Source organism: Aquimarina aggregata (assembly GCF_001632745.1).
Classification (GTDB): Bacteria; Bacteroidota; Bacteroidia; order Flavobacteriales; family Flavobacteriaceae; genus Aquimarina; species Aquimarina aggregata.
In genome coordinates this window covers 161,919-185,822 of sequence record NZ_LQRT01000005.1, presented here as the reverse complement: position 1 = coordinate 185,822, position 23,904 = coordinate 161,919, and the positions used below count along the sequence as shown (strand labels likewise).

Here is a 23,904-nt window from a genome sequence, read left to right as displayed (position 1 = left end):
CAGGATGAGGTTAAGTTATCAGATTTAGATTTGTTATTATTAACACAGGGTTGGAGTCGTTATCATTGGAATAATATCAAGAACAAGGAACCTAAAGTATTATATGATTTTAATAGGGGTTTGGTATTACGAGGTAGGGTTCAGAATACTAGAGTAAGTAAGATAGATAAGGTGTATTTGTTTCCCTTTGAGAATAACCCTGGCAGTGTTATTGATTTAGATCCTAAGGACAATAGTTTTGTAGTAAATACTTTGTTTTTAAAGAAGAATGAGAAGCTTCGTTTTTCTACGATACGCAGTAATGGTAGTATGGCTAGAACGAATATGTATTTAAAGGTACAGACGAATCGATTTAAGAAGCCTTTTGAGACAAATTTGTTGGATACCAGTATAAAGAAAAGATTATCTATGCCTGATTTGACAGAGATTGTGGATAGTTTTTATAATGATGATGTTGAGAAATTAGAGAAGGTAATAGTTAAGGGCGCAAAGAAGAAGGAAGAGTTTAATGACGCCTTTATATCTGATAATGTAAAGAGAAATGCTAAAAAAATTACAGAAAAAGACACACAGGATTTTCCTAACATATTAGACTATATAGCTACAACAGGATTTAGAGTGAAATATGGATATTGGAATAATAGTGATAAACAAGTAGAAATACTTCCTATTAATAGTGTAACTTTAAACGGGTCTGGTGTTGCCGTATATATCGATGATTTTAGGATATCAAACCTTGATATTTTATTCAATTTACAGACTGCAGATATTGATCAGATCTTGGTGGACAAATATGGATCAATAACTGGATTAAATGGCAGTGGAACAATTCTTATTTATACCAGAAAAGTCCCATTGGGAAAATATGGTAATCAAAAGCAAAGCTCTTATATCACAGAGTATAGCTTAGACAAAGGCTTTGAGCCTATCAAAGAGTTTTACACGCCTAAGTATCTTAATTATTCAAGTCCTGGGTTTAAAAATTATGGTACGATTCATTGGGAGGCACAACTACAACCCGATAAAAACGGTTCGGCATTATTTAAGATTCCAGATACGGGATTAGAGGGTGTTACTTTTTATATCGAAGGTATGGGAAGCGACGGAACGTTAATTTCAAAAATGCAGACCTTAAAAAGTAACAATACAAATTAAAACTTTTTTTGGTGTATTGGTAAGCACAGGTTTATAAGGTGAATAGCGCTTATTCTTAAAAATTGTAGAAAACTTTCTATTGAGTATAAAATATTCCTTGAATTTTGACATTATATTTAGCAATTATAAAAATTCCAAATTCCAATGAATACAGTTTCTTTTATAGCTAAACAAACTCCTATTTCCGAAAAACAAATTACTAAAACCGTTTCTTTATTAGATGAGGGCGCTACCATCCCTTTTATTGCAAGATATCGTAAGGAAATGACTGGTGATCTAGATGAAGTAGCAATAGGTGAAATTGTAAAATATAAAACTGCTTTTGAAGCATTAGAGAAGCGAAAAGAAAGTGTGTTGGCGGCTATAAAAGAACAAGAAGCACTAACACCCGAACTTGAAAAAAGAATAATAGCAGCAGATACGCTTACACAAGTTGAGGATCTATACTTACCTTATAAAAAGAAGCGAAAAACGAAAGCTTCTGCAGCCAAAGAGCAAGGATTAGAACCCTTGGCGAAGGTCATTCTAGAACAAAAAGAAGAAGAAATTCTTTTTGTAGCTTCTAAGTACCTAAACGATACTATAGTAAACGAAGAATTGGCCCTGCAAGGTGCTCGAGATATTATCGCAGAATGGATTAGTGAAGACGAGAAAATCAGAAATAGACTGCGCAGATTATATCAACGTAAAGCCACCATAAGTTCTACAGTAATTAAAACTAAAAAAGATGAAGAAGCCGCTCAAAAATATCAACAATATTTTGAGTGGGAAGAGTCACTTCATAAATGTCCATCTCATCGACTTTTAGCAATTCTAAGAGCAGAAAACGAGAAAGTAGTTAGAGTAAAAATTGTTGTTCCAGAGGATGATGCGTTAGATATCATTGATGATGTAATGATAAAAACTAATGTTGAAGCCTGTACCGACCATATGTTTTTAGCAAGTTCAGATGCATATAAGAGGTTATTGGCTCCTGCAATTTCTACCGAAATTTTAAATCTGGCAAAAGAAAAAGCTGACGATAGTGCAATTAAGGTTTTTGCACAAAATTTAAAACAACTACTATTAGCTTCTCCCTTGGGTCAAAAAACAATACTTGCGTTAGATCCTGGTTTTAAGTCAGGTTGCAAAGTGGTTTGTCTTGATAAACAAGGAGGTTTATTGCATAATGAAAATATTTATCCTCATCCACCACAACGTGAGGTTACTGGGGCGATCAAAAAAATACGGTCTCTTGTAAATGCATATAAGATTGAGGCTATTGCCATAGGAAATGGCACCGCAGCAAGAGAAACAGAAGCTTTTATTAAGAAAATTCCTTTTGATAATCCTATTCAGGTATTTATGGTAAATGAAAGTGGGGCATCAATATATTCTGCATCCAAAATAGCGAGGGCAGAGTTTCCTAATTATGACGTTACCGTACGTGGTGCAGTATCCATAGGAAGAAGGCTAGCAGACCCCTTGGCAGAACTTGTAAAAATTGATGCCAAATCCATTGGTGTTGGGCAATATCAGCATGATGTAGACCAAACAAAACTTAAAAACGAATTGGATACTGTGGTAATGAGCTGCGTAAATAGTGTAGGTATAAATGTAAATACAGCTAGTGTACCGCTATTAAGTTATGTCTCTGGTATCGGTGAAAAATTAGCAGAAAATATTGTGGCGTATAGATCTGAAAATGGAGCATTGCAATCACGAAATGAACTAAAAAAAGTACCAAGATTAGGCGGGAAAGCATATGAACAGGCTGCAGCATTTCTTAGAATTACTAGCCCAAAGAACCCATTAGATAATTCTGCAGTGCACCCAGAACGGTATGCATTAGTAGCTAAAATGGCTAAAGAATCTGGTGTTTCTTTGCAAGAACTAATAGGAAATAAAAATGCAATTGCTAAAATTAAGCTACAAAACTATATTACCGATGAAGTCGGTCTTCCTACCTTAACGGATATTGTTAAAGAATTAGAAAAACCAGGAGTAGACCCAAGAAAAAAAGTAACAGTTTTTGAGTTTGACCCAAATGTAAAGACTATTGCTGATATCAAGGCAGGAATGAAACTACCAGGAATAGTTAACAACATAACAAATTTTGGATGTTTTGTTGATATAGGAGTCAAAGAAAGTGGCTTGATACATATTTCAAAACTTGCCAACGAGTTTATTAGTGATGTTAATGCGGTAGTACAATTACATCAGCATCTTATGGTTACTGTGTTAGAGGTAGATATGAGTAGAAAAAGAATCCAATTATCACTTATTGATTAATCTATATAGGGTTTAATAGTAAAACATAAAAAAAGCCTAACTAAAGATAGTTAGGCTTTTTATTATTCTGTATTCAGGAATTAGTTTTTATCATCAATTTTAGGATCCTCTTCTTCTTTAGAAGCATCCTTAAATTCTTTTATACCACTACCAAGGCCTCTCATTAGTTCAGGAATTTTTTTTCCTCCAAATAAAAGCAATACAATTACAACAATTAAGGCAATTTGCCATGGTCCTACTAATCCTAAAATTATACTAGCTGATATCATGATCTTCGAAATTAGGATACAAAGTTAGCAAGAAAAGAGCAGATATAAAATTATGAGTAGATATTAACACCTTTTAAGAGTGAATTAAGTACAATAGTCGAAGAAAAGCACTTTTTACGAATGTAGAAACAAAAAGAGACGCTTCTTATCGTTAAAAAAGCATTTTAGAAATGTTATTTTTTCTATAATTTAGGCTAAACTATTAATCGATAGCGTTATATTCTTTAATTACAAGAATATGTATATTTGCGGTTATCGAGCACAGTTTTGATAACATGCGGCATTCAAGATGTAATCCATGGCAAAAAAGAACAAAGAACCAAAGAAAATTACAAAAAAGCTACTTAATAAGTATCGCCTGGTGATTCTTAATGAAGATACTTTTGAAGAGCGAATCTCTTTTAAACTAAATAGGCTTAATGTTTTTGTAATGGTTACTATTACTGCTATTGTATTGATATCAGGCACCACTTTTCTAATAGCATTTACTCCATTAAGAGAATATATTCCGGGGTACTCTTCTACATCACTAAATTTAAAGGCAACAAAGATAGCCGCTACGACAGATTCATTAGAATCGATCATAAATATTAATCAAAAGTACTATAAGTCTATAAAGAAAGTATTAACCGGAGATGTAAAAACGGTAGAGTTTGATATTGACTCTGCAATACAGTCTCAAAAACTTAATCCGGAAGAAGTAGATTTGACTCCTTCAGAAGATGATATACAGCTGCGTGAAGAAGTTTCAAAAGAAGATAAGTATAGTCTCTTTGAAAGTGAGAAATCAAATTCTGGTTTTTCCTTGTTTCCACCTGTAAAAGGAAATATTACATCAGGATATAATGTAAACGAAAAACATTATGGTATAGATGTAGCAGTTCCTAAAGAAACTCCTGTAAAAGCAGCTTCGTCAGGTACTGTTATTTTTGCAGAATGGACCGCAGAAACTGGACATGTAATTATTCTTAAACATAATAATAATTTATTAACGGTATACAAGCATAATGCATCACTGTCAAAACAACAAGGAGAACAAGTAAAAGCAGGAGAGGTCATTGCATTGGCGGGTTCTACAGGAGAACTGTCCACAGGTCCTCATTTACATTTTGAATTATGGAGAGATGGGTATCCTACAAACCCAACTAATTTTATTGATTTCGAACAATAACTATTTATGTCTTTAAAAGCATTTGGAGCTAAAGTCTTTGCAAAACGCATTCGTAAAAAAATTAATAAATGGGCCAATGACCCTATAAAAACACAAGAACGTGTTTTTGCAACTTTAATTAAAACAGCTCAACAAACAGCATTTGGTAATGATCATAATTTTCGGGATATAAAAACATATTCTGACTTTGCCAAGTATGTACCTATACGAGATTATGAAGCATTAAAAACATATGTTAATCGCGTTGTCGAGGGTGAAGAGAATATCTTATGGCCAGGAAAACCCTTGTATTTTGCAAAGACATCTGGAACTACTAGCGGAGCAAAATATATTCCGTTGACTAAAGAGTCAATGCCTACACATATACGAGCTGCTCGAAACGCTATATTGTGCTATATACATGAAACTGGCAAAACTGATTTCGTAGATGGCAAAATGATTTTTTTACAAGGAAGTCCAGAAATGGAAGAGAAAAATGGAGTAATGCTTGGTAGATTATCAGGTATTGTTGCTCATTATGTACCTAAATATCTTCAAAAAAACAGAATGCCTAGTTGGCAAACGAACTGCATTGATGACTGGGAAAAGAAAGTAGATGCTATTGTTGAAGAAACTGTAGATCAGGATATGAGAGTCATTAGTGGTATTCCACCATGGGTGCAAATGTATTTTGAGAGACTTCAGAAAAAAACAAATAAAACAATAGGGGAACTATTTAAAGGGTTTGAACTGTTTATTTACGGAGGTGTAAATTTTGAACCTTATAAAAGTACATTTGAGAAACTTATCGGAAGAAAAGTTGCTGGCATCGAATTGTATCCCGCTTCTGAAGGTTTTTTTGCATTTCAGGACAGTCAACAAGAAAAAGGAATGTTACTTCAATTAGACTCAGGAATGTTTTATGAGTTTGTTAAAGCAGATACTTTTTTTGAAGAAAACCCAAAACGTTTGACCCTTGCAGATGTAGAGACTGGTGTAAATTATGTTATGCTAATATCTAGTAATGCAGGATTATGGGCATATAATATTGGAGACACAATACAGTTTACCAGTACCGCTCCCTATAGAGTTATAGTTTCTGGCAGAATAAAACATTTTATTTCTGCTTTTGGAGAACATGTCATTGGTAAAGAAGTTGATCAAGCTCTTAAAGAAGGAGCAGATGCTAGCGGTGTTATAATTAATGATTTTACTGTTGCACCTCAAGTTAATCCAAATGAAGGAGAATTGCCGTACCATGAGTGGTTTATTGAGTTTCAAGACCCTCCTAAAGACCTGGATACTTTAGCATTAAAGATAGATGAGTCATTAAGAAATCAGAATTCATATTATGATGATTTAATAGAGGGTAAAATTCTTAAAACGTTAAAAGTAACGATCGTTCCAAAAGATGGGTTTAGGAATTATATGAAATCTATTGGTAAATTAGGAGGGCAGAATAAGTTACCAAGGCTATCAAATGATAGAAAAATTGCCGATGTACTCACCACTATGATAGACAAATAAGTTATATTTGTCAGGAAAAATTTATGGCTAATCTTATCTTACAAGGAAGAACTAGAGCTCAGGAAAGTTCGAGCGCAATAGAACGCATGTATATTACTATGCGTCACCTTTTTAATCGTGGTTTTTATAAACCTATGGGGGTTTCAGGAGATACATTAAGAGAAGCACTGTTAATACTACGTCCCGAAATATACGGGTCAGTGGCAGAAGAAAAAGTCGAATTAAACGGACTTTTGTATGTAATAGACAGATTACCTTTCGGAATAGAAGAATGCAGATATATAAATCTAACTAGCGAAGAAGGCTATAAAAATTCTCATTTTAAAGCAATAGTTCCACCAAAACGACGCAGAAATTGCTATCGTATTGATCAGGAGCAAATGAATATAGAAATCACCCGTGGTCGCTCAGAGATTTATGATATCCTAACACATCTTACATTTCTTTTTATAGAGTCACACAAGGTCATGAATCGAGTGGTGATTAACGAGCAAGGTAATGTAACTAGAGATTGGGAAAAGCTTGAGAAAGCAGTGTTAACTAAAAAAGAGTTAACAAAGGCAGAAAGAGAAGTAGCCTTAACGCATACAGCAAATATATTAGGTCGTACTTTCGAAGAGGTTTCAACAATTTATAGTGATTTTTCTTGCCCTGAAAACAAAGAACGATTTTTACATATTATTTATTGGTTAGGTAAGTTGGCTATAGAAGAATCTATCGAAGATAAAAAACGAATAGTAACCTTTAGTCCAGTACTTAGAGAAAGATTAGGTCACCATATTCATGGTGAGATCTGGGCAAATACAATCAAGAGAAGATTAGAAGAGCTTCATCTTTTAGACCGCCCTATCCATATCATTAGCGCCAATATGCATAGTGTCATGAATACACTTTATGCTCCCATTGCGTTAAAAAATGAATTAAAAAACAAGACTACATTTGATATTTATGAATCCTTAAGTGATCAAAAAAATGATAAGCTAAGAGCTAAAGTAGAGAAATTAGCATTGCAAAAAGGGATGACATATATCGAGGATGAGAGCGGTGCTAATATTAATGTGCAATTGTTCGATACCGCGAAATATACAGAAGGAATTTATGCAGACTTAATTAGAGATGTAGAAGAACCTAATAAGCCGGTTATCTTAGTTATGGATTATGCTTTTGGAGAGCAAGCTTATGAAACCATGGATGAGCTTTTAAAACCATACATAAATAGTCTTGGTGTTAAAACACATGCAGATGTAAAGTCGGTTTCGATAATGGGTAAGGCTGGTATTTTAGAAGGGGGCAAAGGAGATATTATGATCCCTTCTGCTCATGTTTTTGAGGGAACCGCAGATAACTATCCGTTCAAAAATCAATTAAGAAAAAAAGACCTCGAAGGATGTGGTATTGATATCTATGACGGAGCAATGATTACAGTTTTAGGAACATCATTGCAAAATAGAGATATTTTGAAGTTCTTTCATGACTCAACATGGAATGTCATTGGTCTTGAAATGGAAGGAGCCCATTATCAAAAAGCGATACAATCAGCGTCAAGACTTAGAGGAAGTATAAGCCCTAAAGTGAAAGTAAGGTATGCATATTATGCATCTGATAACCCTTTAGAAACAGGTAGTACATTAGCATCTGGCGGATTAGGAACTACAGGTGTAAAACCAACATACTTGATTACCGAGAAAATCATAGAACAAATTTGTAAAGAAAGGTAACAAATAGACTTTTAAGGACATATAATTATATAGATTCCTTATCGTAGTGTCAGAAAAGAAAGTAACTTTGCCCAAGAAACTAAGGATAAAACAAGAATAAATTTATGAGTGCCCAAGAGAATACATCTGAAGAAATAGACTTAGGTCAATTATTTAAATTAATAGGTAACACTATTGATAAATTTTTTAGATTTTTAGGAAATATTTTTAAGGGGATATTTCATTTTTTGATATTGTTTCTACAATTCTTACAAAAACATTTTTTAAAATTTACTGTAGCTTTAGTAATTGGTGTATTAGTAGGCGGTTATTGGGATCATTCATCAGATGATGTCTATCGATCTTCTATGATAGTAGAACCAAATTTTAATAGTGTACAACAATTATATAATAATATTGAATTTTATAATGAACTTGCAGAAGGAGAGGAGTTTCAAGCACTAGAGGAGGCCCTTAATATTGATAATACTTTGGCGAAAACATTGAAAAAATTCACCATAGAGTCTTTTTCTGATCAAACACAAAAGATTAAACAATTTAGTGAGTTCATACAGGGATTAGATACAATATCTCAAAAAATGGTCAATTATGATGACTATTTAAAAAACTTTAATAATATCAACGCAAAATTTCATAAAATTACTATTGAAGCTAAAGATCCTAAGGTCGCAAAAAAATGCCAAAGTATACTTTTGCGTTCTATAGAGAATAACCAATATTTCAGACTTCAAAAGGAAATTAATGAGGTTAACCTGGCATTGCAAGATTCTATTGTGGCTAGACAATTAACAGAAATTGATTCATTACAGAAATTCTATCGAAAAATAAAAACATTAGAAGCAGGTAAACCAGAAGGCAACACTAGTATCAACCTTGCGGAGGGTGATTCTAAAGCTACTCCTGAAATAGAATTATTAAGCCAAATAAAGCTGTTAAAGAATGAACTTGTACTTTTAAATAATAAAAAGGCAAATACACAAAGTACTATTAACATTATTTCTGCATTCCCTAATAAAGGAGTTTTGATAAATGACTTTTTTAAGAAAAAAATGGTATTACTTCCGATACTATTAGTTGGAGTAGTTTTTGTATTTTTAATATTGTTATCAATAAATAGTTTTTTGAAAAACTATAATCCGAAATAATATTATAAAACATTAGTAATATGCTATATCCCTTAAAATTTCATCCTATTTTAAAAGAAAAAATATGGGGTGGTAATAAGTTGAAAACCATCCTCCACAAAAAAACAACTCAAGAAAATGTTGGAGAAAGTTGGGAGATTTCTACAGTAAACGAACAGATTTCCATAGTTTCTAATGGGCAGTTTGAAGGGGAAAGCTTAAAAGGACTTATCCAAAAATTTAAAGGAAAAATACTTGGAGAAAGCATATATCAAGAATTTGGAGATCAGTTTCCTTTATTAATAAAATTTATAGACGCTAAAACAGACTTATCTGTTCAATTACATCCAGATGATGAATTAGCTAAAAAAAGACATAATTCTTTTGGTAAAACTGAGATGTGGTATGTAGCACAAGCGGATGAAAATGCCAAATTGATTATCGGTTTTAATAAAGATACTAATAAAGAAGAATACGAAGATTTTTTAAACAAAGGTAAAATAACTGAATTGTTAAATTTTGAAGAAATTTCAGAAGGAGATAGTTATTTTATTAATGCAGGTAAAATACATGCAATAGGTGGTGGGGCTTTAATTGCTGAGATTCAACAGACCTCAGATATTACGTATAGAGTTTATGATTGGGATAGACAAGATAAAGAAGGAAACTATAGAGAGTTGCATACAGATCTGGCATTAGATGCTTTAGATTTCAAAGCAGAAGATGATTTCAAATTAAAATACGCTTTAGAAAAAAATAAAGTAAACCAATTAATATCATCAAAGTATTTTACTACAAATACTTTAAGTATCGATCAAAGTACAGAAAGAACATATAAAGATTTAGATTCTTTTAAAATACTAATGTGTGTAGGAGGAAAAGGTGAAATAAAAACAAATGAAATTACTACGACAATTTCACTCGGAGAAACCGTTCTAATTCCTTCAAGAATTGATAGTCTGTTTTTAGAAAATGTTAGCAACGAGATGAAGCTCTTAGAAGTTTATATTAAGTAAATAGAAAAACTACCAATTTGAAATTATTTTGAAATTATTAGTAAGTGCATGGTAAACATCTTGATAACAGGAGGAGCAGGGTTTATAGGATCTAATTTTATTCCGTATTTTTTGGATAGGAATCCAGATAAGTATATTGTAAATATTGATAAATTAACATATGCAGGTGATCTAAATAATTTAAATGATGTCAAAGGTCATAAAAACTATACTCTTGTTAAAGGAGATATTTGTGATAGAGAACTACTACTCTCGCTTTTTGAAAAATATGATTTTAGAGGAATAATACATTTTGCTGCAGAATCGCACGTTGATAATTCGATTGCTAGTCCTGATGAATTTATTAAAACTAATGTTTTTGGGACATTTACTTTGATTGATGTAGCAAAAAATCATTGGATGCAATCCCCACAGCAACATAAAGCCGGTTATGAAAATTGTCGTTTTCATCACATCTCAACGGATGAAGTTTATGGAACATTAGGAGAGAAAGGACTATTCAAAGAAACTACGCCTTATGCACCCAATAGTCCTTATAGTGCATCTAAGGCTTCATCGGATTTTATTGTAAGAAGTTATTTTCACACCTATGGTATCAATGTGATAACTACAAATTGTTCTAATAATTATGGACCTAAACAACATGACGAAAAACTGATTCCGACTATCATAAGAAAAGCATTAGCACAAGAAGGCATTCCCATTTATGGAGATGGAAAAAACATTCGAGATTGGTTATATGTTTTGGATCATTGCAAAGGGATTGAGCTAGCATATAAAGAAGGAATATTAGGTGAAACTTATAATATAGGAGGAAGAAATGAACACAATAATAATTACATTGCTTTAAAAATTTGTGAACTGTTAGATAAAAAAGCACCTAGAAGTAATGGTAAATCCTATAAAGAATTGATTACCTACGTAAAAGATAGACCTGGTCATGATTTACGATATGCTATTGATGCTTCAAAAATCGAAAATGAACTAGGTTGGCAAGCTAATGAAAATTTTGATTCTGGAATTGAAAAAACAGTAGTTTGGTATTTACAAAAATATGTATAACATCTTATGTTATAATTAATCGATAGAGGTTTTATAATTAATAGTATGAAAGGAATAATTTTAGCAGGGGGGTCGGGGACAAGGTTACATCCACTTACGTTAGCAGTTAGTAAACAATTAATGCCAGTATATGATAAGCCTATGATATATTATCCATTGTCTACTCTTATGTCTGCAGGAATTAGAGAGATTCTTATTATTTCTACTCCGCAAGATGTTCCTCTGTTTAAAAAACTTTTGGGTGATGGTAAGATGTATGGCTGTATATTTGAGTATGAAACCCAAGAAAAGCCAAATGGTTTGGCAGAAGCATTTATTATAGGAGAAAAATTCATAGGCAGTGATAAAGTAGCTCTAATACTAGGAGATAATATCTTTTATGGTTCAGGTTTGGAGGCTCTTTTAGAAAGTAATAATGATCCGGACGGCGGTATTATTTATGCATATCACGTACAGGATCCGCAACGATACGGAGTAGTAGATTTTGATACTAATGGTACTGTAATTTCTATAGAAGAGAAACCTTCACAGCCCAAATCAAATTATGCTGTTCCAGGAATTTATTTTTATGATAATGACGTTGTGGAAATTGCAAAAACAATAAAACCTAGTAAAAGAGGAGAGCTTGAAATAACAGATGTAAATAATGTATACCTTAAAAAAGGAAAGTTAAAAGTAAGTATACTTGATAAAGGAACAGCGTGGTTAGATACAGGAACTTTTAATTCATTAATGCAAGCATCACAGTTTGTACAAGTTATTGAAGAAAGACAAGGACTTAAAATAGGGGCTATAGAAGAAATAGCGTACAAAAAGGGGTTTATTAATAAAAAAGAACTTGATAGCTTGGCAGAGCCTTTGTTAAAAAGTGGTTACGGGCAATATTTATTACAATTAGATTAAGATGGAAATTGAACCAAGTTTTATAGAAGGATGTTTTGTTATAAAACCAAAGGAAATTAAAGATAGTAGGGGCTCTTTTTTTGAGACATTTACTAAAAAAAAATTCTACAAAATAACCGGTCTTCAAACAGACTTTGTGCAAGACAATCAGTCAATCTCAAAGAAAGGAGTATTAAGAGGTTTGCACTTTCAAAAAGGAACCCATGCGCAGGCAAAGTTAGTAAGAGTAATTTCAGGAGAAGTATTAGATGTTGTTGTTGATTTGAGATCTAATTCTGAAACATATGGCAAGCATTTTTCAATTGTTTTAAACGACAAAAACAATTATCAACTATTTATTCCCAGAGGATTTGCACATGGATTTATCACATTGAGTGAACGTTCTGTTTTTTCATATAAATGTGATAATTACTATTACAAATCGGCAGAGTCTGGGATTATTTATAACGACCCAAAACTAAATATTGATTGGAGATTAGATAGTTCTGAAATTCAATTATCGGAAAAAGATAGAGAATTACCTTTTTTCAAAAATATAGATGTACAGCATGTCTAACAAATATGGTAAAATAAAGATTCTTGTTACTGGTTCTTCAGGACAATTAGGGCAATGCATTAAAAATATTGAACGAGATTATAGAGAGCTACATTTCTATTTCGCAAATTCAAAAGAGTTAGATATTACACAAAAACAACAAATTCAAAACTTCTTCTCAAATAAGAGTTTTGATTTTATAATTAATTGTGCAGCTTATACAAATGTCGAGCAGGCAGAAAAAGAACCCAAGAAAGCTTTTTTGGTGAATGCTCAGGGAGTTAAAAACATAGCAGAAGTATGCAAAGAAACAAATATGACTTTAGTTCATATTTCAACTGATTACGTTTTTGATGGAAAGAAAAAAACTCCTTACAATGAAGACGATGTAACTAATCCAATCAACGAATATGGTAAGTCTAAATTAGCCGGGGAGAAATATATTCAAGAAATTTTGGACAAATATTTTATTATACGTACATCTTGGTTATACTCAGAATTTGGACACAATTTTTTTAAAACAATTTTAAAAAAATTAGAATCAGAATCACAATTAACTATAACTACATCAGAAATAGGAACTCCTACAAACGCAAATGATTTAGTTAAGTTTATTCTCTTTCTAATAGAGGTAGAGACTTCAGATTATGGGGTTTTTCACTATAGTAACTTAGGAGAAACAACTTGGTTTGACTTTGCTAAAGAAATTTTAAAACTTTCAGGTAAACTTGATACAATAAAACTTGAAAAAACAGATAATTACGTTATTTTTGCAGATAGGCCTGGGTATAGTATTTTGAGTAAAGTAAAGTCGTTACAATATTTTAATTTAGAAATTCTTAATTGGAAATTGTCTCTAAAAAAATTAATAAAAAACTAATTTATACTTACCTAAGATTTAAACCAATTTTGAGAGATTTTTAGGATTTCTTAATGCTTGAAAATTAGCAAATTGCTCGATGAAAGTAAGGCAAATAAAATAGATAGATTTTTTATTAAGGCTGAAAACTATTAGAGATGCTTTTGTTTCAGAAATACAACAAACATCATAGATTATACCATTTATATGATTGGTATAACAAAGATGATTAAGATAAAGGAAAAAAAATTACATACAGAATTTGCGTTGGATGCATTAAATTATCATTATAAAAGTAATTCTGAACAGACGTATAGTATCATCATAAATGAACCTTATGAAATTACTTCCTAGCGCAATAAATCATATAGAAATTATAAGAATCAATTTAAAACTTTTATAGGTTTATATTAAGTAAAACTCCCTTAGAATGAGTAAGATTTTTAATGTAGTATTAAGTGGAGGTTCTGGAACCAGGTTATGGCCACTTTCAAGAAAAAATAACCCAAAACAATTTTTGAAAATTTTTAATAACCTATCGTTGTTTCAGCATACAATCGATAGAAATAAAGAACTTGTAAATGACTTCTTATTGTTGACAAATAAGGATCAAATAAAAGAGGCTAATCGACAGATAAAAGAGACGTCTCAGAATTTTAAACAAGTAATTATTGAACCAATAGGGCGTAATACTGCCCCTGCTATTGCTTTAGCGTCATTGGCGGTAAACCCTGAAGACATATTATTTGTAACCCCATGTGATCACATGATAACTAATAACGAGACGTATAGAGCATGTTTTGGTAGGGCTGTTGAGCTGGCTAAAGAAGATTATCTGGTAACTTTCGGGATTAAACCAGAAGCTCCAGAAACGGGTTTTGGTTATATAGAACATAATGATGAAGATGTTGTAAGTTTCAGAGAGAAACCAGATCAGAAAACTGCAACGGACTTTATTAAGGCAGGTAACTTTTTATGGAATAGTGGAATGTTCTGTTTTAAAGCAGGAGTTTTTTTAGAGGAACTAAGAAAATACAGAAAAGATATTTTTGAAACAAGTGTAAAAGCTATAAATTCTATAGAAAATCAAATCATAGACATAGATGCAATGATAGCGATACCTGATGAAAGTGTAGATTACGCTGTTTTTGAAAAAAGTGATAAAATCAAAACTGTCCCGTCTAATTTTGAGTGGACCGATTTAGGTACTTTTGATGCCTTAATTAATTTCAATCAAAAGAATCAAAATAGTATCGATTGTATAAGTGAAGTAGGAGGAATCTCAACCGAAGGAACATTTTATTTGGGAAATAAGAAAGTATACAGCTTAGGGGTGTCAGATATAATTGTTGTAGAAACAGATGATTGTATAGTACTTTTGTCTAAAGAAAAAAGTCAAGAGATTAAGAAGTTGCATAAATTAGTGGAGAATAATGATGAATCATTACTCTAGAATCAAAAAAACTTGAAATAATATAATTAACGTTGTTTTAAATGGATATATTAAAACTAATAGGAAGGAAAGAAGAACTATTTTCTTATGATATAACTGAAAAAGAAACTGAATTAAAAAGTATTATTTCTTCATCATCTTTTCTAGTTATTGGCGGAGCAGGTTCTATAGGACAAGCTGTTACCAAGGAAATCTTTAAAAGAAACCCAAAGAAATTACATGTAGTCGATATTAGTGAAAATAATCTGGTAGAATTAGTTAGAGACATTAGAAGTTCTTTTGGATATATAGATGGAGAATTTAAGACTTTCGCTTTAGATATTGGATCACTTGAGTATGATGCTTTTATAGAAGCAGATGGAAAATACGATTACATTCTTAATTTGTCCGCACTTAAACACGTAAGAAGCGAAAAAGATCCATTTACATTAATGAGAATGATCGATGTAAATATTTTTAATACAGATAAAACATTGCTTCAAGCAATTGAAAAAGGAGCTAAAAAATACTTTTGTGTATCTACCGATAAAGCAGCCAACCCTGTAAATATGATGGGGGCATCTAAGCGAATAATGGAAATGTATTTAACAAGACGAAGTAAAGATATTAAAATTTCTACTGCACGTTTTGCTAATGTTGCATTTTCAGATGGATCTTTACTACACGGGTTCGATCAGAGAATAAAGAAAAGACAACCTATTGTTGCTCCAAATGACATTAAAAGATATTTTGTGATACCTAAAGAGTCAGGAGAGCTTTGCTTGATGTCTTGTATTTTTGGAGAAAATAGAGATATTTTTTTCCCTAAACTAAGTGAAAACCTTCATTTAATCTCATTTGCAGATATAGCAATCAAGTACCTTAAAGAACTGGGGTACGAACCATATTTGTGTAAAGATGAAGAAGAAGCAAGAGCTCTTGTTGAAACATTACCAAGTCAAGGAAAATGGCCTTGTTTGTTTTCCTCGAGCGATACTACAGGAGAAAAAGACTTTGAAGAATTTTTTACCAGTAAAGAAACATTAGACCTTAACAGATTTCAAAATCTTGGAATCATTAAAAATGAGCTAAATTTTGATAATGAGGCCCTAAATTTCTTTACCAATAGTATTCAAAATTTAAAACAAAACAAGAAATGGGATAAGAAAGATATTGTTGATCTTTTTTTCAAAATGATACCTGATTTTGGACATAAAGAAACAGGTAAGTATTTAGATAGTAAAATGTAAATTTATGTATCAAGAATTCATATCCTTTGCTCGAAAAACATTTAATTCAGAAGAGTTTATTCCTCTTCATGCACCAATATTTATAGGTAATGAGAAAAAATATCTAAACGACTGTATTGATTCCACATTTGTTTCTAGTGTAGGAAAATTTGTGGATCAATTCGAAGCTGAAGTTGCCAGATTTACTGGAGCAAAACATGCTATAGCTACTTCAAATGGAACGGCAGCACTTCATATAGCTTTATTACTTGCCGGCGTGGACTATAATGATGAGGTAATAACGCAACCATTAACCTTTATTGCGACTGCTAACGCAATTAGTTATATTGGAGGACAACCTGTTTTTGTGGATGTAGATAAAGAAACGCTTGGCTTGTCTCCAGAAAAATTAGAGCATTTTTTATCAAATAATGCAGAGTTGATAAATGGAGAATGTATTAATAAAACGACCAAAAGAAGAATAAAAGCTGTAGTTCCTATGCATACCTTTGGGTTATCAGCAAGAATTGATGAAATCATATCAGTTTGTAATAAGTTTAATATTACAGTAGTGGAAGATGCTGCAGAATCACTAGGAAGTTATTACAAAGGAAAGCATACAGGAACTTTTGGTGCGATGGGTACTTTTAGCTTTAATGGTAATAAAACAATTACAACAGGTGGTGGAGGAATGTTAGTAACTAATGATGCCGATATTGCTAAGAGAGCAAAACATATCACAACCACAGCAAAAATACCGCATGCTTGGGATTATATGCATGACATGATAGGATATAATTATCGCTTACCTAATATTAATGCTGCGTTGGGATGTGCTCAAATGGAAGAATTATCGTTTATCTTAGAAAAGAAAAGAATATTATCGCATAAATATGAAGTATATTTTAAAGATTTATCTTTAAAATATATTAAAGAACCAAAAGATTCAATTTCTAACTATTGGTTAAATGCTGTTTTGTTAGAAAACCTGAACGAAAGAAACGATTTTCTGAAAGAAACTAACGAAAAAGGAGTAATGACTAGGCCTATTTGGAAATTAATGAATAATTTAACAATGTTTAAAGATGCAGTGACTGGTAACCTTGATAATGCTGAATGGCTTGAAGAACGAGTTGTTAATATTCCAAGTAGTGTTATTGTTTAAAAATTGACACAAAATTATTTGTTTTAAAAATGTATAAATATGGGGTGTGAAATTACTCATGTAGAATATTATTTACCGGAAGAGGTTTTTTCCAATGAAGATTTAAAAAAAGAGTTTCCAAATACGGACTTAGATAAGATAGAAAAAATAGGAATTCGATCACGTTCTATAGCCTCAGAAAACCAAACATCTTTAGATTTAGCATATAATGCAGCAATTAAACTTCTCGAAAAAGTTGATAAGGCTAATATTGATTTTTTACTTTTTTGCACGCAAACTCCAGATTATTTATTACCTACTTCTGCATGTATATTGCAAGATAAATTGGGATTAAAAAAGAACATCGGAGCATTAGATTTTAATTTGGGTTGTTCAGGTTATATTTATGGTCTTGCTGTAGCAAAAGGTTTAATAGAAGCGGGTATTGCGACAAAAGTTTTGTTATTAACAGGAGAAACATATTCGAAATTAATTAATAAAAACGATAGAGGAAATAGAACTATTTTTGGAGATGCAGGAAGTGCAACAATAATCTCAAATTCAAAAATAAATAAACTATTTAATTTTGAATTAGGAACCGATGGTAGTGGCGCAGAAAATTTAATAGTTAGAAATGGAGGGGTTAAAAATGTAAAAGAAATTGATCCTGAAATAAAAAAATATGGAACTGATAATCATTATACAAATAACGATTTGTATATGAATGGCCCTGAAATATTTAATTTTACAATTAAAAACATTCCGCTATTAGTGAAACGCACTTTGATTAGTAATGGATTGGATGTTAATGATTTATCATACACTATTTTTCATCAAGCTAATAAGTTTATGCTTGAATATCTTAAGAAAAAAAATAAAATTCCAGATAGTAAATTTTACATAGATTTAGAAGATACAGGGAACACAGTTTCAAATACAATACCCATTGCATTGAAGAGATCGTTGTCAAAAGGTTATGTGAAAAAAGGGGACAAGGTTCTTTTGGCAGGTTTTGGAGTTGGTTATTCATGGGGTAGTACTATAATAGAAATTTAAATAAGGATGAATAAACAAGATTTTTTTGAAGAGTTGCAAGAATTACTAGAACTGGATTTTACGTTAACGGAAACAACTGTAATTGGAGAGATAGATTCTCTTAATTTGTTAAGTTTAATTACCTTTTTGGATGAAAACTTCGACATTCAAAAAACAGGTGAGGAGCTTAAAAGTATTACTTCGGTTAAAAATATTATTGATCTTATTGGAGAAGATAGTTTATCCTAAATTATGGACACAATGTTTTCATTAAAAGAAAAAACTATTGTTGTTACAGGAGCATCTTCTGGAATAGGGAAATGTACTTCAATAGCAATAAGTAAAGCAGGAGGACGAGTTGTACTAATTGGCCGAAATGAGGATAGATTGATTGAAACGTTTAATAAGTTGGAAGGAATAGGACATAGCTATTACACATTTGATTTGTTAAATTTTTCCGAAATAAAGTCTTTAGTTTCAAGAATAGTTACAGAAAATGGTAAGATAGATGGTTTAGTAAATTCTGCTGGGGTCGAATCTACGGTTCCTTTAAAGGTGTTGTCATATAAAAATTTAGAAGAAACATTTAAAATTAATGTTTTTTCCGGAATAGAGTTAACAAAACATTTTTCGAACAAAAAGAACTTTAGTTCAAAAGGCAGTATCATTTTTTTAAGTTCGGTAATGGGGTCTTTAGGAGAAAAAGGGAAGATAGCATATTGTGGATCCAAGGCAGCAGTCAAGAATATGATTAAACCTTTGGCTTTAGAGTTAGCAGATAAAAATATAAGAGTTAACTCTATTTCTCCAGGATTAGTAATGACAGAAATGACCGACAAGCTATTTGCCTCTATTTCTGAACAAAGTAGTCAAGATATTATTAATAAGCATCCATTAGGTATTGGAACACCTAATGATGTAGCTTCTTTATGTATATATTTGTTGTCAAACTCTTCGAGATGGGTTACTGGTACTGATATAATAATAGATGGCGGATATAGTATAAGTTAATATGAAATTGTTGACTTAATTAATATTTGGTAAATTTTAATTCTTGACCCTGTGTTATTAAGATTGATCGGTTTTTTAAAATAAGTATTTAGAATTATGAAAGATATATACATATTAGGCTCAGGTGGTTTCGCCAAAGAAGTTTATTTTTTGATTAAAGAAATAAATAAATATAATGTTAAAGGTTTTATTGATATTGAATCAAGTGATTCTTTAATATTCAAGGAAAAAAGTATTCCAATCCTTTCAGAGGAAGAATTTTTGATTTTGAAATTTGAGACTCCTCCATCCCTTGCAATTGGAGTAGGAGAGCCAAAATTAATTGACAAATTAACTAATAAGTTTAAGAACTTTCATTTTCCTAATTTGATACATCCTTCAGTAGTTTTTGATAAAGAAAACGTAACTTTTGGTATTGGTAACATTGTAACGGCTGGTGTTATTTTTACAACACAAATAAGAATAGAAAATTTTAATATTTTCAATCTTTCAACTACAATTGGGCATGATGTTTTTATTAATAGTTATAATGTAATTAATCCAACTGTTAACATTTCTGGAGGCGTAGAAATAGGGAGTTGTAATTTATTAGGTGTGGCGGCAACGATTTTACAGTACAAAAAAATAGGAAATAATTCTACTGTTGGAGCATCTTCTTTGGTCACCAAGGATGTTGGAGATAATCAAATTGTATTTGGTGTTCCTGCAAAAAAATTTAATAAATAAGAGGTGCTTTTAAGCAGAACTCTAATTATTTATATGTACTCATGAATAATATTGTAGCATTTGTCTCGGTGATTTTCCCAAATAATTTAAAGTACTTTGATTCATTCTTAGAGTCTTTGGATAAACAAACATTTAAAAAATTTGATTTATTACTATTTAATGATGGTTGTGCGAATGATGATTTGTTAAAAAGACTACAAAAATATAATTTGAGATTTGAGATTAAAAATCCAAAATCTAAAATACCAGTTCTTATTAGGTCAGAAATTTTGAATTACATAAAAGAGGCCAAATATGAATTAATAGTTTTTGGAGACACAGACGACATGTTTTCTAAAAATAGAATTTTTGAATCATACAAAATGATTAAAGAAAAAAGTTATGATATAGTTTTTAATGATCTTTCCATAATAAACGATGCTGGCAATATTAAACATAGAAATTTCTGGAATGAGCGCTTTGTTAATGGTAAATTGAAGGTAGACTTTGACTTTTTAAGTAATTATAATGTTTTGGGCTTAGGTAATTCAGCAATGAGAACACATATTTTAAAGGGCTTTGTATTAAAAATTGATATTTCAATTCCAGCGTTTGATTGGATATTATTTTTACAATTATTTAATATAACCCCTAAGCTCTTGGTTGGTTTTTCAAATGAAGAAACCTTTTATAGGCAACATGATCAAAACACATTAGGTTTGTCAAATAAAATAGGTAGAGAGTCACTTAAAAAATTATATAATATAAAATCTAAAGTTTATGATTTTTGTAAATTGCACGGAATAAGAATATGCGAGAAAAAAGTGGTTGAACATGAAAGATTTGGAGAATTGATTTTAAATGACAATAATCATCTCGATAATCATCTCGATAAAATTAATACAAATAAAAACAAACTGTTTTGGTTTGAAGAGGTAACTTTATAAAAGAAGAAATGAATAAAATAAAAATTGATAACAGAAATCATGTTCAAAATTTTGGAGCACCATATATCATAGCCGAAATTGGAGCAAATCATAATGGGGATATGGATTTAGCAAAAGAGATGATTCTTTCTGCTAAACAATGTGGGGCACATTGCGTGAAATTTCAATCTTGGACTCCAGATTCGTTAGTGAGTAAAGAAGAGTATGATAGAAATCGAGTATATAATGATTCCCCTAAGAAACATTTTGGTTCTTTAAGAGAAATGGTTAATAAATATACACTGACTAACGATCAACATAAAGAACTTAAAGAATTTTGCGATTCGCATTCTATTCAATTTGCATCGTCTCCTTTTTCGACTGGAGAAGCAGATTTGTTAGATGATCTAGGAGTGCCATTTTTCAAGATTGCATCCATGGATATTAACAATCTGGATTTTATTCGCTATGTTGCTTCAAAGAAAAAGCCTATCATAATTTCTACTGGTATGGCAAATTTAAGTGAAATTGAGAAAGCGGTTGCTGTCTGTAATGAAGTAGGGAATAAAGAGGTTATTCTTTTGCATTGTATATCTATATACCCGCCTGATTATCAAGATATACATTTGAATAATATTACGATGTTACAGAAAACATTTGGGCTACCAGTTGGTTTCTCGGATCATACTATTGGTACCTCGATCCCTTTGGCATCAGTAGCATTAGGAGTTTGTATTATTGAAAAACATTTTACATTAGATAAAGAATTGCCTGGTTGGGATCATGAAATATCTGCTGACCCTAGTGAATTAAGTGTTATTTGTGAAGGATCTCAGCATATTAATAAAGCTTTGGGCAATTATAAAAGAACAGTTTCTGAGGCTGAAGAGTCTAAAAAACTTAAATTTAGAAGAAGTTTAGTTGTTAAACAAAGCCTTAATAAGGGACATTTATTAACAAAAGAAGATTTAACGGCTAAAAGACCTGGAAATCAAATACCTCCAGACCAAATTGATTTTGTAATTGGAAGAAAAATTAATCAGGATATAGGGGAAGATGAAGTTTTGAAATGGGAATATTTATAATAAAATGGACAATAATAATATTTTAATTCATAGAGATAAAACTATCATTCAAGCTTTAAATCAGTTGAACTCGATAACTGATGTTAGTAGGCTAATATTGTTTGTGAAGAATGATGATAATGAAGTAATAGGTTCATTAACCGATGGGGATATAAGAAGGGCAATTGTCAAAAGTGAAGATTTAAATGAAACAGTAGATGCCGTTTGTAATAAAAATTTTGTATTCACAACTAATGATAGTTCTTCGCCAAATCTAAATCAATACCGACAGAAAAAGTTAAAAATCCTTCCTGTTCTCAATAAAAAAAATGAGTTAACGAGGATAATAGATCTAGATAAAACAAAATCATTATTACCTGTTGAATGCATGATAATGGCAGGTGGACGAGGAAAAAGATTGAGTCCATTGACCGATAGAGTTCCAAAACCAATGTTAACTTTAGGTGACAAACCTATCATAGAGCATAATATAGATAGGTTAATTAAGTATGGGATTAATAAAATATATATATCAGTTAAATATTTAGGAGAACAGATCGAGGAATATTTTGGAGATGGTACGTCAAAAGGAATTTCTATAGAATATGTATGGGAGGATAAACCATTAGGTACAGCAGGGGCATTATCATTAGTCGAAAATTTTAGCACAGAAAATATTTTACTTATGAATAGTGATTTATTTACTAATGTAGATTTTGAAGATTTATATCTTGGATTGATTAATGAAAATGCAGATATGGCAGTTGCTTCAACTGAATATAAAGTTGATGTACCTTATGCTGTATTTGAGACCAATGGACCTTTTGTTAAGAACTTTAAAGAAAAGCCATCTTATATATATCATTCAAATGCAGGTGTTTACCTTTTTAAAAAAGAATTGATAAAGGAAATACCACATAACGAATTTTTTGATATTACTGATCTGATGGAGAAAATAATTAATAGTGAAAAAAGATTAATTCATAAACCAATTTTTGGGTATTGGATTGATATTGGAAAACCTCTGGATTATAAACAAGCACAAGACTTCGTTAAACATATATCGTAATTAAATATTTTATGCTAGCAATTATACCTGCACGAGGTGGATCAAAAGGATTACCTGGTAAAAATATTAAAGAATTAAACGGCAAGCCCCTTTTAGCCTATACTGCAGAAGCTGCTTTAAAGTCTAAAAGTATTACTCGAGCAATTATAAGTACAGATGATGAAGGAATTGCTAATATCGCGATTAAAAACGGATTAGAATGCCCGTTTATGAGGCCAAATCATTTGGCAACAGATGATGCAAAGGCAATTGATGTATATAATTATACATTAGATAAAATATGCGAGGATGAAAAAATTGAAATAAACGAATTCGTTGTTTTACAACCAACAAGCCCTTTGAGAACATCAATACATATCGATGAAGCGATTGATTTGTTTTTTAAAAAAAGAGCAGATTCTATTTTGAGTTACTGTCAAGAGCATCATCCAATTAGTTGGCATAAATATATTAATGAAAATGGTAGTTTTGACGAGATTTTTGACGAGAATAATCAGCTAAAAAACAGACAAGATCATAGAATGTCATACTTTCCTAACGGTGCAGTCTATGTGTTTAGTAGAGAGTTGATAAAGATGAAAGAATATTATTCTGATAGGTCCTACGCTTATATAATGAAAAAAGAGGATTCTGTTGACATAGATACAAGATTCGATTGGTTAATTGCAGAACAATTATTAAAAAATAGTAAATGAGAATA

General features: G+C 31.3%; 24 protein-coding genes. 23 read left to right on the top strand and 1 reads right to left on the bottom strand.

Going from position 1 to position 23,904, the window contains the following annotated elements; all coding sequences use genetic code 11:
• On the top strand, positions 1 to 1,155 hold a 1,155-nt coding region (locus AWE51_RS08945), incomplete at its 5' end, for a TonB-dependent receptor (protein WP_157766051.1).
• A gap of 144 nt (positions 1,156 to 1,299) precedes the next feature.
• Complete coding sequence (locus AWE51_RS08940; RefSeq protein ID WP_066312394.1) at positions 1,300 to 3,426, top strand: Tex family protein; 2,127 nt, start codon at positions 1,300 to 1,302, stop codon at positions 3,424 to 3,426.
• Positions 3,427 to 3,506: 80 nt separating this feature from the next.
• On the opposite strand, the gene AWE51_RS08935 is transcribed toward AWE51_RS08940, so the two are convergent.
• Positions 3,507 to 3,695 (bottom strand): Sec-independent protein translocase subunit TatA/TatB, encoded by a 189-nt coding sequence (locus tag AWE51_RS08935; RefSeq protein WP_066312392.1) that lies wholly within the window; start codon positions 3,693 to 3,695, stop codon positions 3,507 to 3,509.
• Between the two features lie 298 nt (positions 3,696 to 3,993).
• Here AWE51_RS08935 and AWE51_RS08930 point away from each other — a divergent pair, with 298 nt between their 5' ends.
• From AWE51_RS08930 to AWE51_RS08835, 21 genes are all read left to right on the top strand, one after another.
• Positions 3,994 to 4,866: a M23 family metallopeptidase gene (locus AWE51_RS08930; protein WP_066312390.1), complete on the top strand. Its 873-nt coding sequence runs from the start codon at positions 3,994 to 3,996 to the stop codon at positions 4,864 to 4,866.
• Positions 4,867 to 4,872: 6 nt separating this feature from the next.
• Positions 4,873 to 6,372, top strand: a complete 1,500-nt coding sequence (locus tag AWE51_RS08925) for a GH3 auxin-responsive promoter family protein (RefSeq protein ID WP_066312388.1) — start codon at positions 4,873 to 4,875, stop codon at positions 6,370 to 6,372.
• A 23-nt stretch (positions 6,373 to 6,395) separates the two neighbouring features.
• Positions 6,396 to 8,090: a DUF6909 family protein gene (locus AWE51_RS08920; RefSeq protein WP_066312387.1), complete on the top strand. Its 1,695-nt coding sequence runs from the start codon at positions 6,396 to 6,398 to the stop codon at positions 8,088 to 8,090.
• A gap of 104 nt (positions 8,091 to 8,194) precedes the next feature.
• On the top strand, positions 8,195 to 9,235 hold the full coding sequence (locus tag AWE51_RS08915) for a hypothetical protein (protein ID WP_066312386.1): 1,041 nt from the start codon (positions 8,195 to 8,197) through the stop codon (positions 9,233 to 9,235).
• A 20-nt stretch (positions 9,236 to 9,255) separates the two neighbouring features.
• Positions 9,256 to 10,230 (top strand): type I phosphomannose isomerase catalytic subunit, encoded by a 975-nt coding sequence (locus tag AWE51_RS08910; protein ID WP_066312384.1) that lies wholly within the window; start codon positions 9,256 to 9,258, stop codon positions 10,228 to 10,230.
• 48 nt (positions 10,231 to 10,278) lie between these two features.
• Positions 10,279 to 11,292, top strand: coding sequence for a dTDP-glucose 4,6-dehydratase (rfbB, locus tag AWE51_RS08905; protein ID WP_066312382.1), 1,014 nt, complete (start codon positions 10,279 to 10,281; stop codon positions 11,290 to 11,292).
• Between the two features lie 45 nt (positions 11,293 to 11,337).
• The gene (gene rfbA, locus AWE51_RS08900; protein WP_066312380.1) at positions 11,338 to 12,195 is read left to right on the top strand and encodes a glucose-1-phosphate thymidylyltransferase RfbA; all 858 of its coding nucleotides are present in this window, start codon (positions 11,338 to 11,340) and stop codon (positions 12,193 to 12,195) included.
• 1 nt (position 12,196) lies between these two features.
• A complete protein-coding gene (rfbC, locus tag AWE51_RS08895) occupies positions 12,197 to 12,751 on the top strand; it encodes a dTDP-4-dehydrorhamnose 3,5-epimerase (RefSeq protein WP_066312377.1) in 555 nt (184 codons plus the stop codon).
• Positions 12,744 to 13,610 carry a dTDP-4-dehydrorhamnose reductase gene (rfbD, locus tag AWE51_RS08890; protein WP_198403807.1) on the top strand — a complete coding sequence of 289 codons (867 nt, stop codon included), beginning with the start codon at positions 12,744 to 12,746 and terminating at the stop codon, positions 13,608 to 13,610. The genes rfbC and rfbD overlap by 8 nt, the downstream gene beginning before the upstream one ends.
• A 186-nt stretch (positions 13,611 to 13,796) precedes the next feature.
• Positions 13,797 to 13,943 carry a hypothetical protein gene (locus AWE51_RS26425; RefSeq protein WP_157766050.1) on the top strand — a complete coding sequence of 49 codons (147 nt, stop codon included), beginning with the start codon at positions 13,797 to 13,799 and terminating at the stop codon, positions 13,941 to 13,943.
• Positions 13,944 to 14,019: 76 nt separating this feature from the next.
• Positions 14,020 to 15,042, top strand: coding sequence for a mannose-1-phosphate guanylyltransferase (locus AWE51_RS08885; protein ID WP_066312374.1), 1,023 nt, complete (start codon positions 14,020 to 14,022; stop codon positions 15,040 to 15,042).
• Positions 15,043 to 15,083: 41 nt separating this feature from the next.
• Positions 15,084 to 16,271, top strand: a complete 1,188-nt coding sequence (locus AWE51_RS08880; protein ID WP_066312371.1) for a UDP-N-acetylglucosamine 4,6-dehydratase — start codon at positions 15,084 to 15,086, stop codon at positions 16,269 to 16,271.
• A gap of 4 nt (positions 16,272 to 16,275) precedes the next feature.
• Positions 16,276 to 17,415 (top strand): LegC family aminotransferase, encoded by a 1,140-nt coding sequence (locus AWE51_RS08875; RefSeq protein WP_066312366.1) that lies wholly within the window; start codon positions 16,276 to 16,278, stop codon positions 17,413 to 17,415.
• A 39-nt stretch (positions 17,416 to 17,454) separates the two neighbouring features.
• Positions 17,455 to 18,450, top strand: coding sequence for a 3-oxoacyl-ACP synthase III family protein (locus AWE51_RS08870; protein ID WP_066312363.1), 996 nt, complete (start codon positions 17,455 to 17,457; stop codon positions 18,448 to 18,450).
• Between the two features lie 6 nt (positions 18,451 to 18,456).
• Positions 18,457 to 18,678 carry an acyl carrier protein gene (locus AWE51_RS08865; protein ID WP_066312360.1) on the top strand — a complete coding sequence of 74 codons (222 nt, stop codon included), beginning with the start codon at positions 18,457 to 18,459 and terminating at the stop codon, positions 18,676 to 18,678.
• 3 nt (positions 18,679 to 18,681) lie between these two features.
• Complete coding sequence (locus AWE51_RS08860; protein WP_082832371.1) at positions 18,682 to 19,440, top strand: SDR family NAD(P)-dependent oxidoreductase; 759 nt, start codon at positions 18,682 to 18,684, stop codon at positions 19,438 to 19,440.
• Positions 19,441 to 19,536: 96 nt separating this feature from the next.
• Positions 19,537 to 20,166, top strand: a complete 630-nt coding sequence (locus tag AWE51_RS08855) for an acetyltransferase (protein WP_066312355.1) — start codon at positions 19,537 to 19,539, stop codon at positions 20,164 to 20,166.
• Between the two features lie 41 nt (positions 20,167 to 20,207).
• Entirely contained in the window at positions 20,208 to 21,092 is an 885-nt protein-coding gene (locus tag AWE51_RS08850; protein WP_066312352.1) for a glycosyltransferase family 2 protein, read from the top strand.
• Positions 21,093 to 21,100: 8 nt separating this feature from the next.
• Positions 21,101 to 22,156, top strand: a complete 1,056-nt coding sequence (locus AWE51_RS08845) for an N-acetylneuraminate synthase family protein (RefSeq protein ID WP_066312349.1) — start codon at positions 21,101 to 21,103, stop codon at positions 22,154 to 22,156.
• Between the two features lie 4 nt (positions 22,157 to 22,160).
• Positions 22,161 to 23,204 carry a nucleotidyltransferase family protein gene (locus tag AWE51_RS08840; protein ID WP_066312347.1) on the top strand — a complete coding sequence of 348 codons (1,044 nt, stop codon included), beginning with the start codon at positions 22,161 to 22,163 and terminating at the stop codon, positions 23,202 to 23,204.
• An 11-nt stretch (positions 23,205 to 23,215) separates the two neighbouring features.
• Positions 23,216 to 23,899 carry an acylneuraminate cytidylyltransferase family protein gene (locus AWE51_RS08835; RefSeq protein WP_066312344.1) on the top strand — a complete coding sequence of 228 codons (684 nt, stop codon included), beginning with the start codon at positions 23,216 to 23,218 and terminating at the stop codon, positions 23,897 to 23,899.
• Positions 23,900 to 23,904 lie beyond the last annotated feature (5 nt).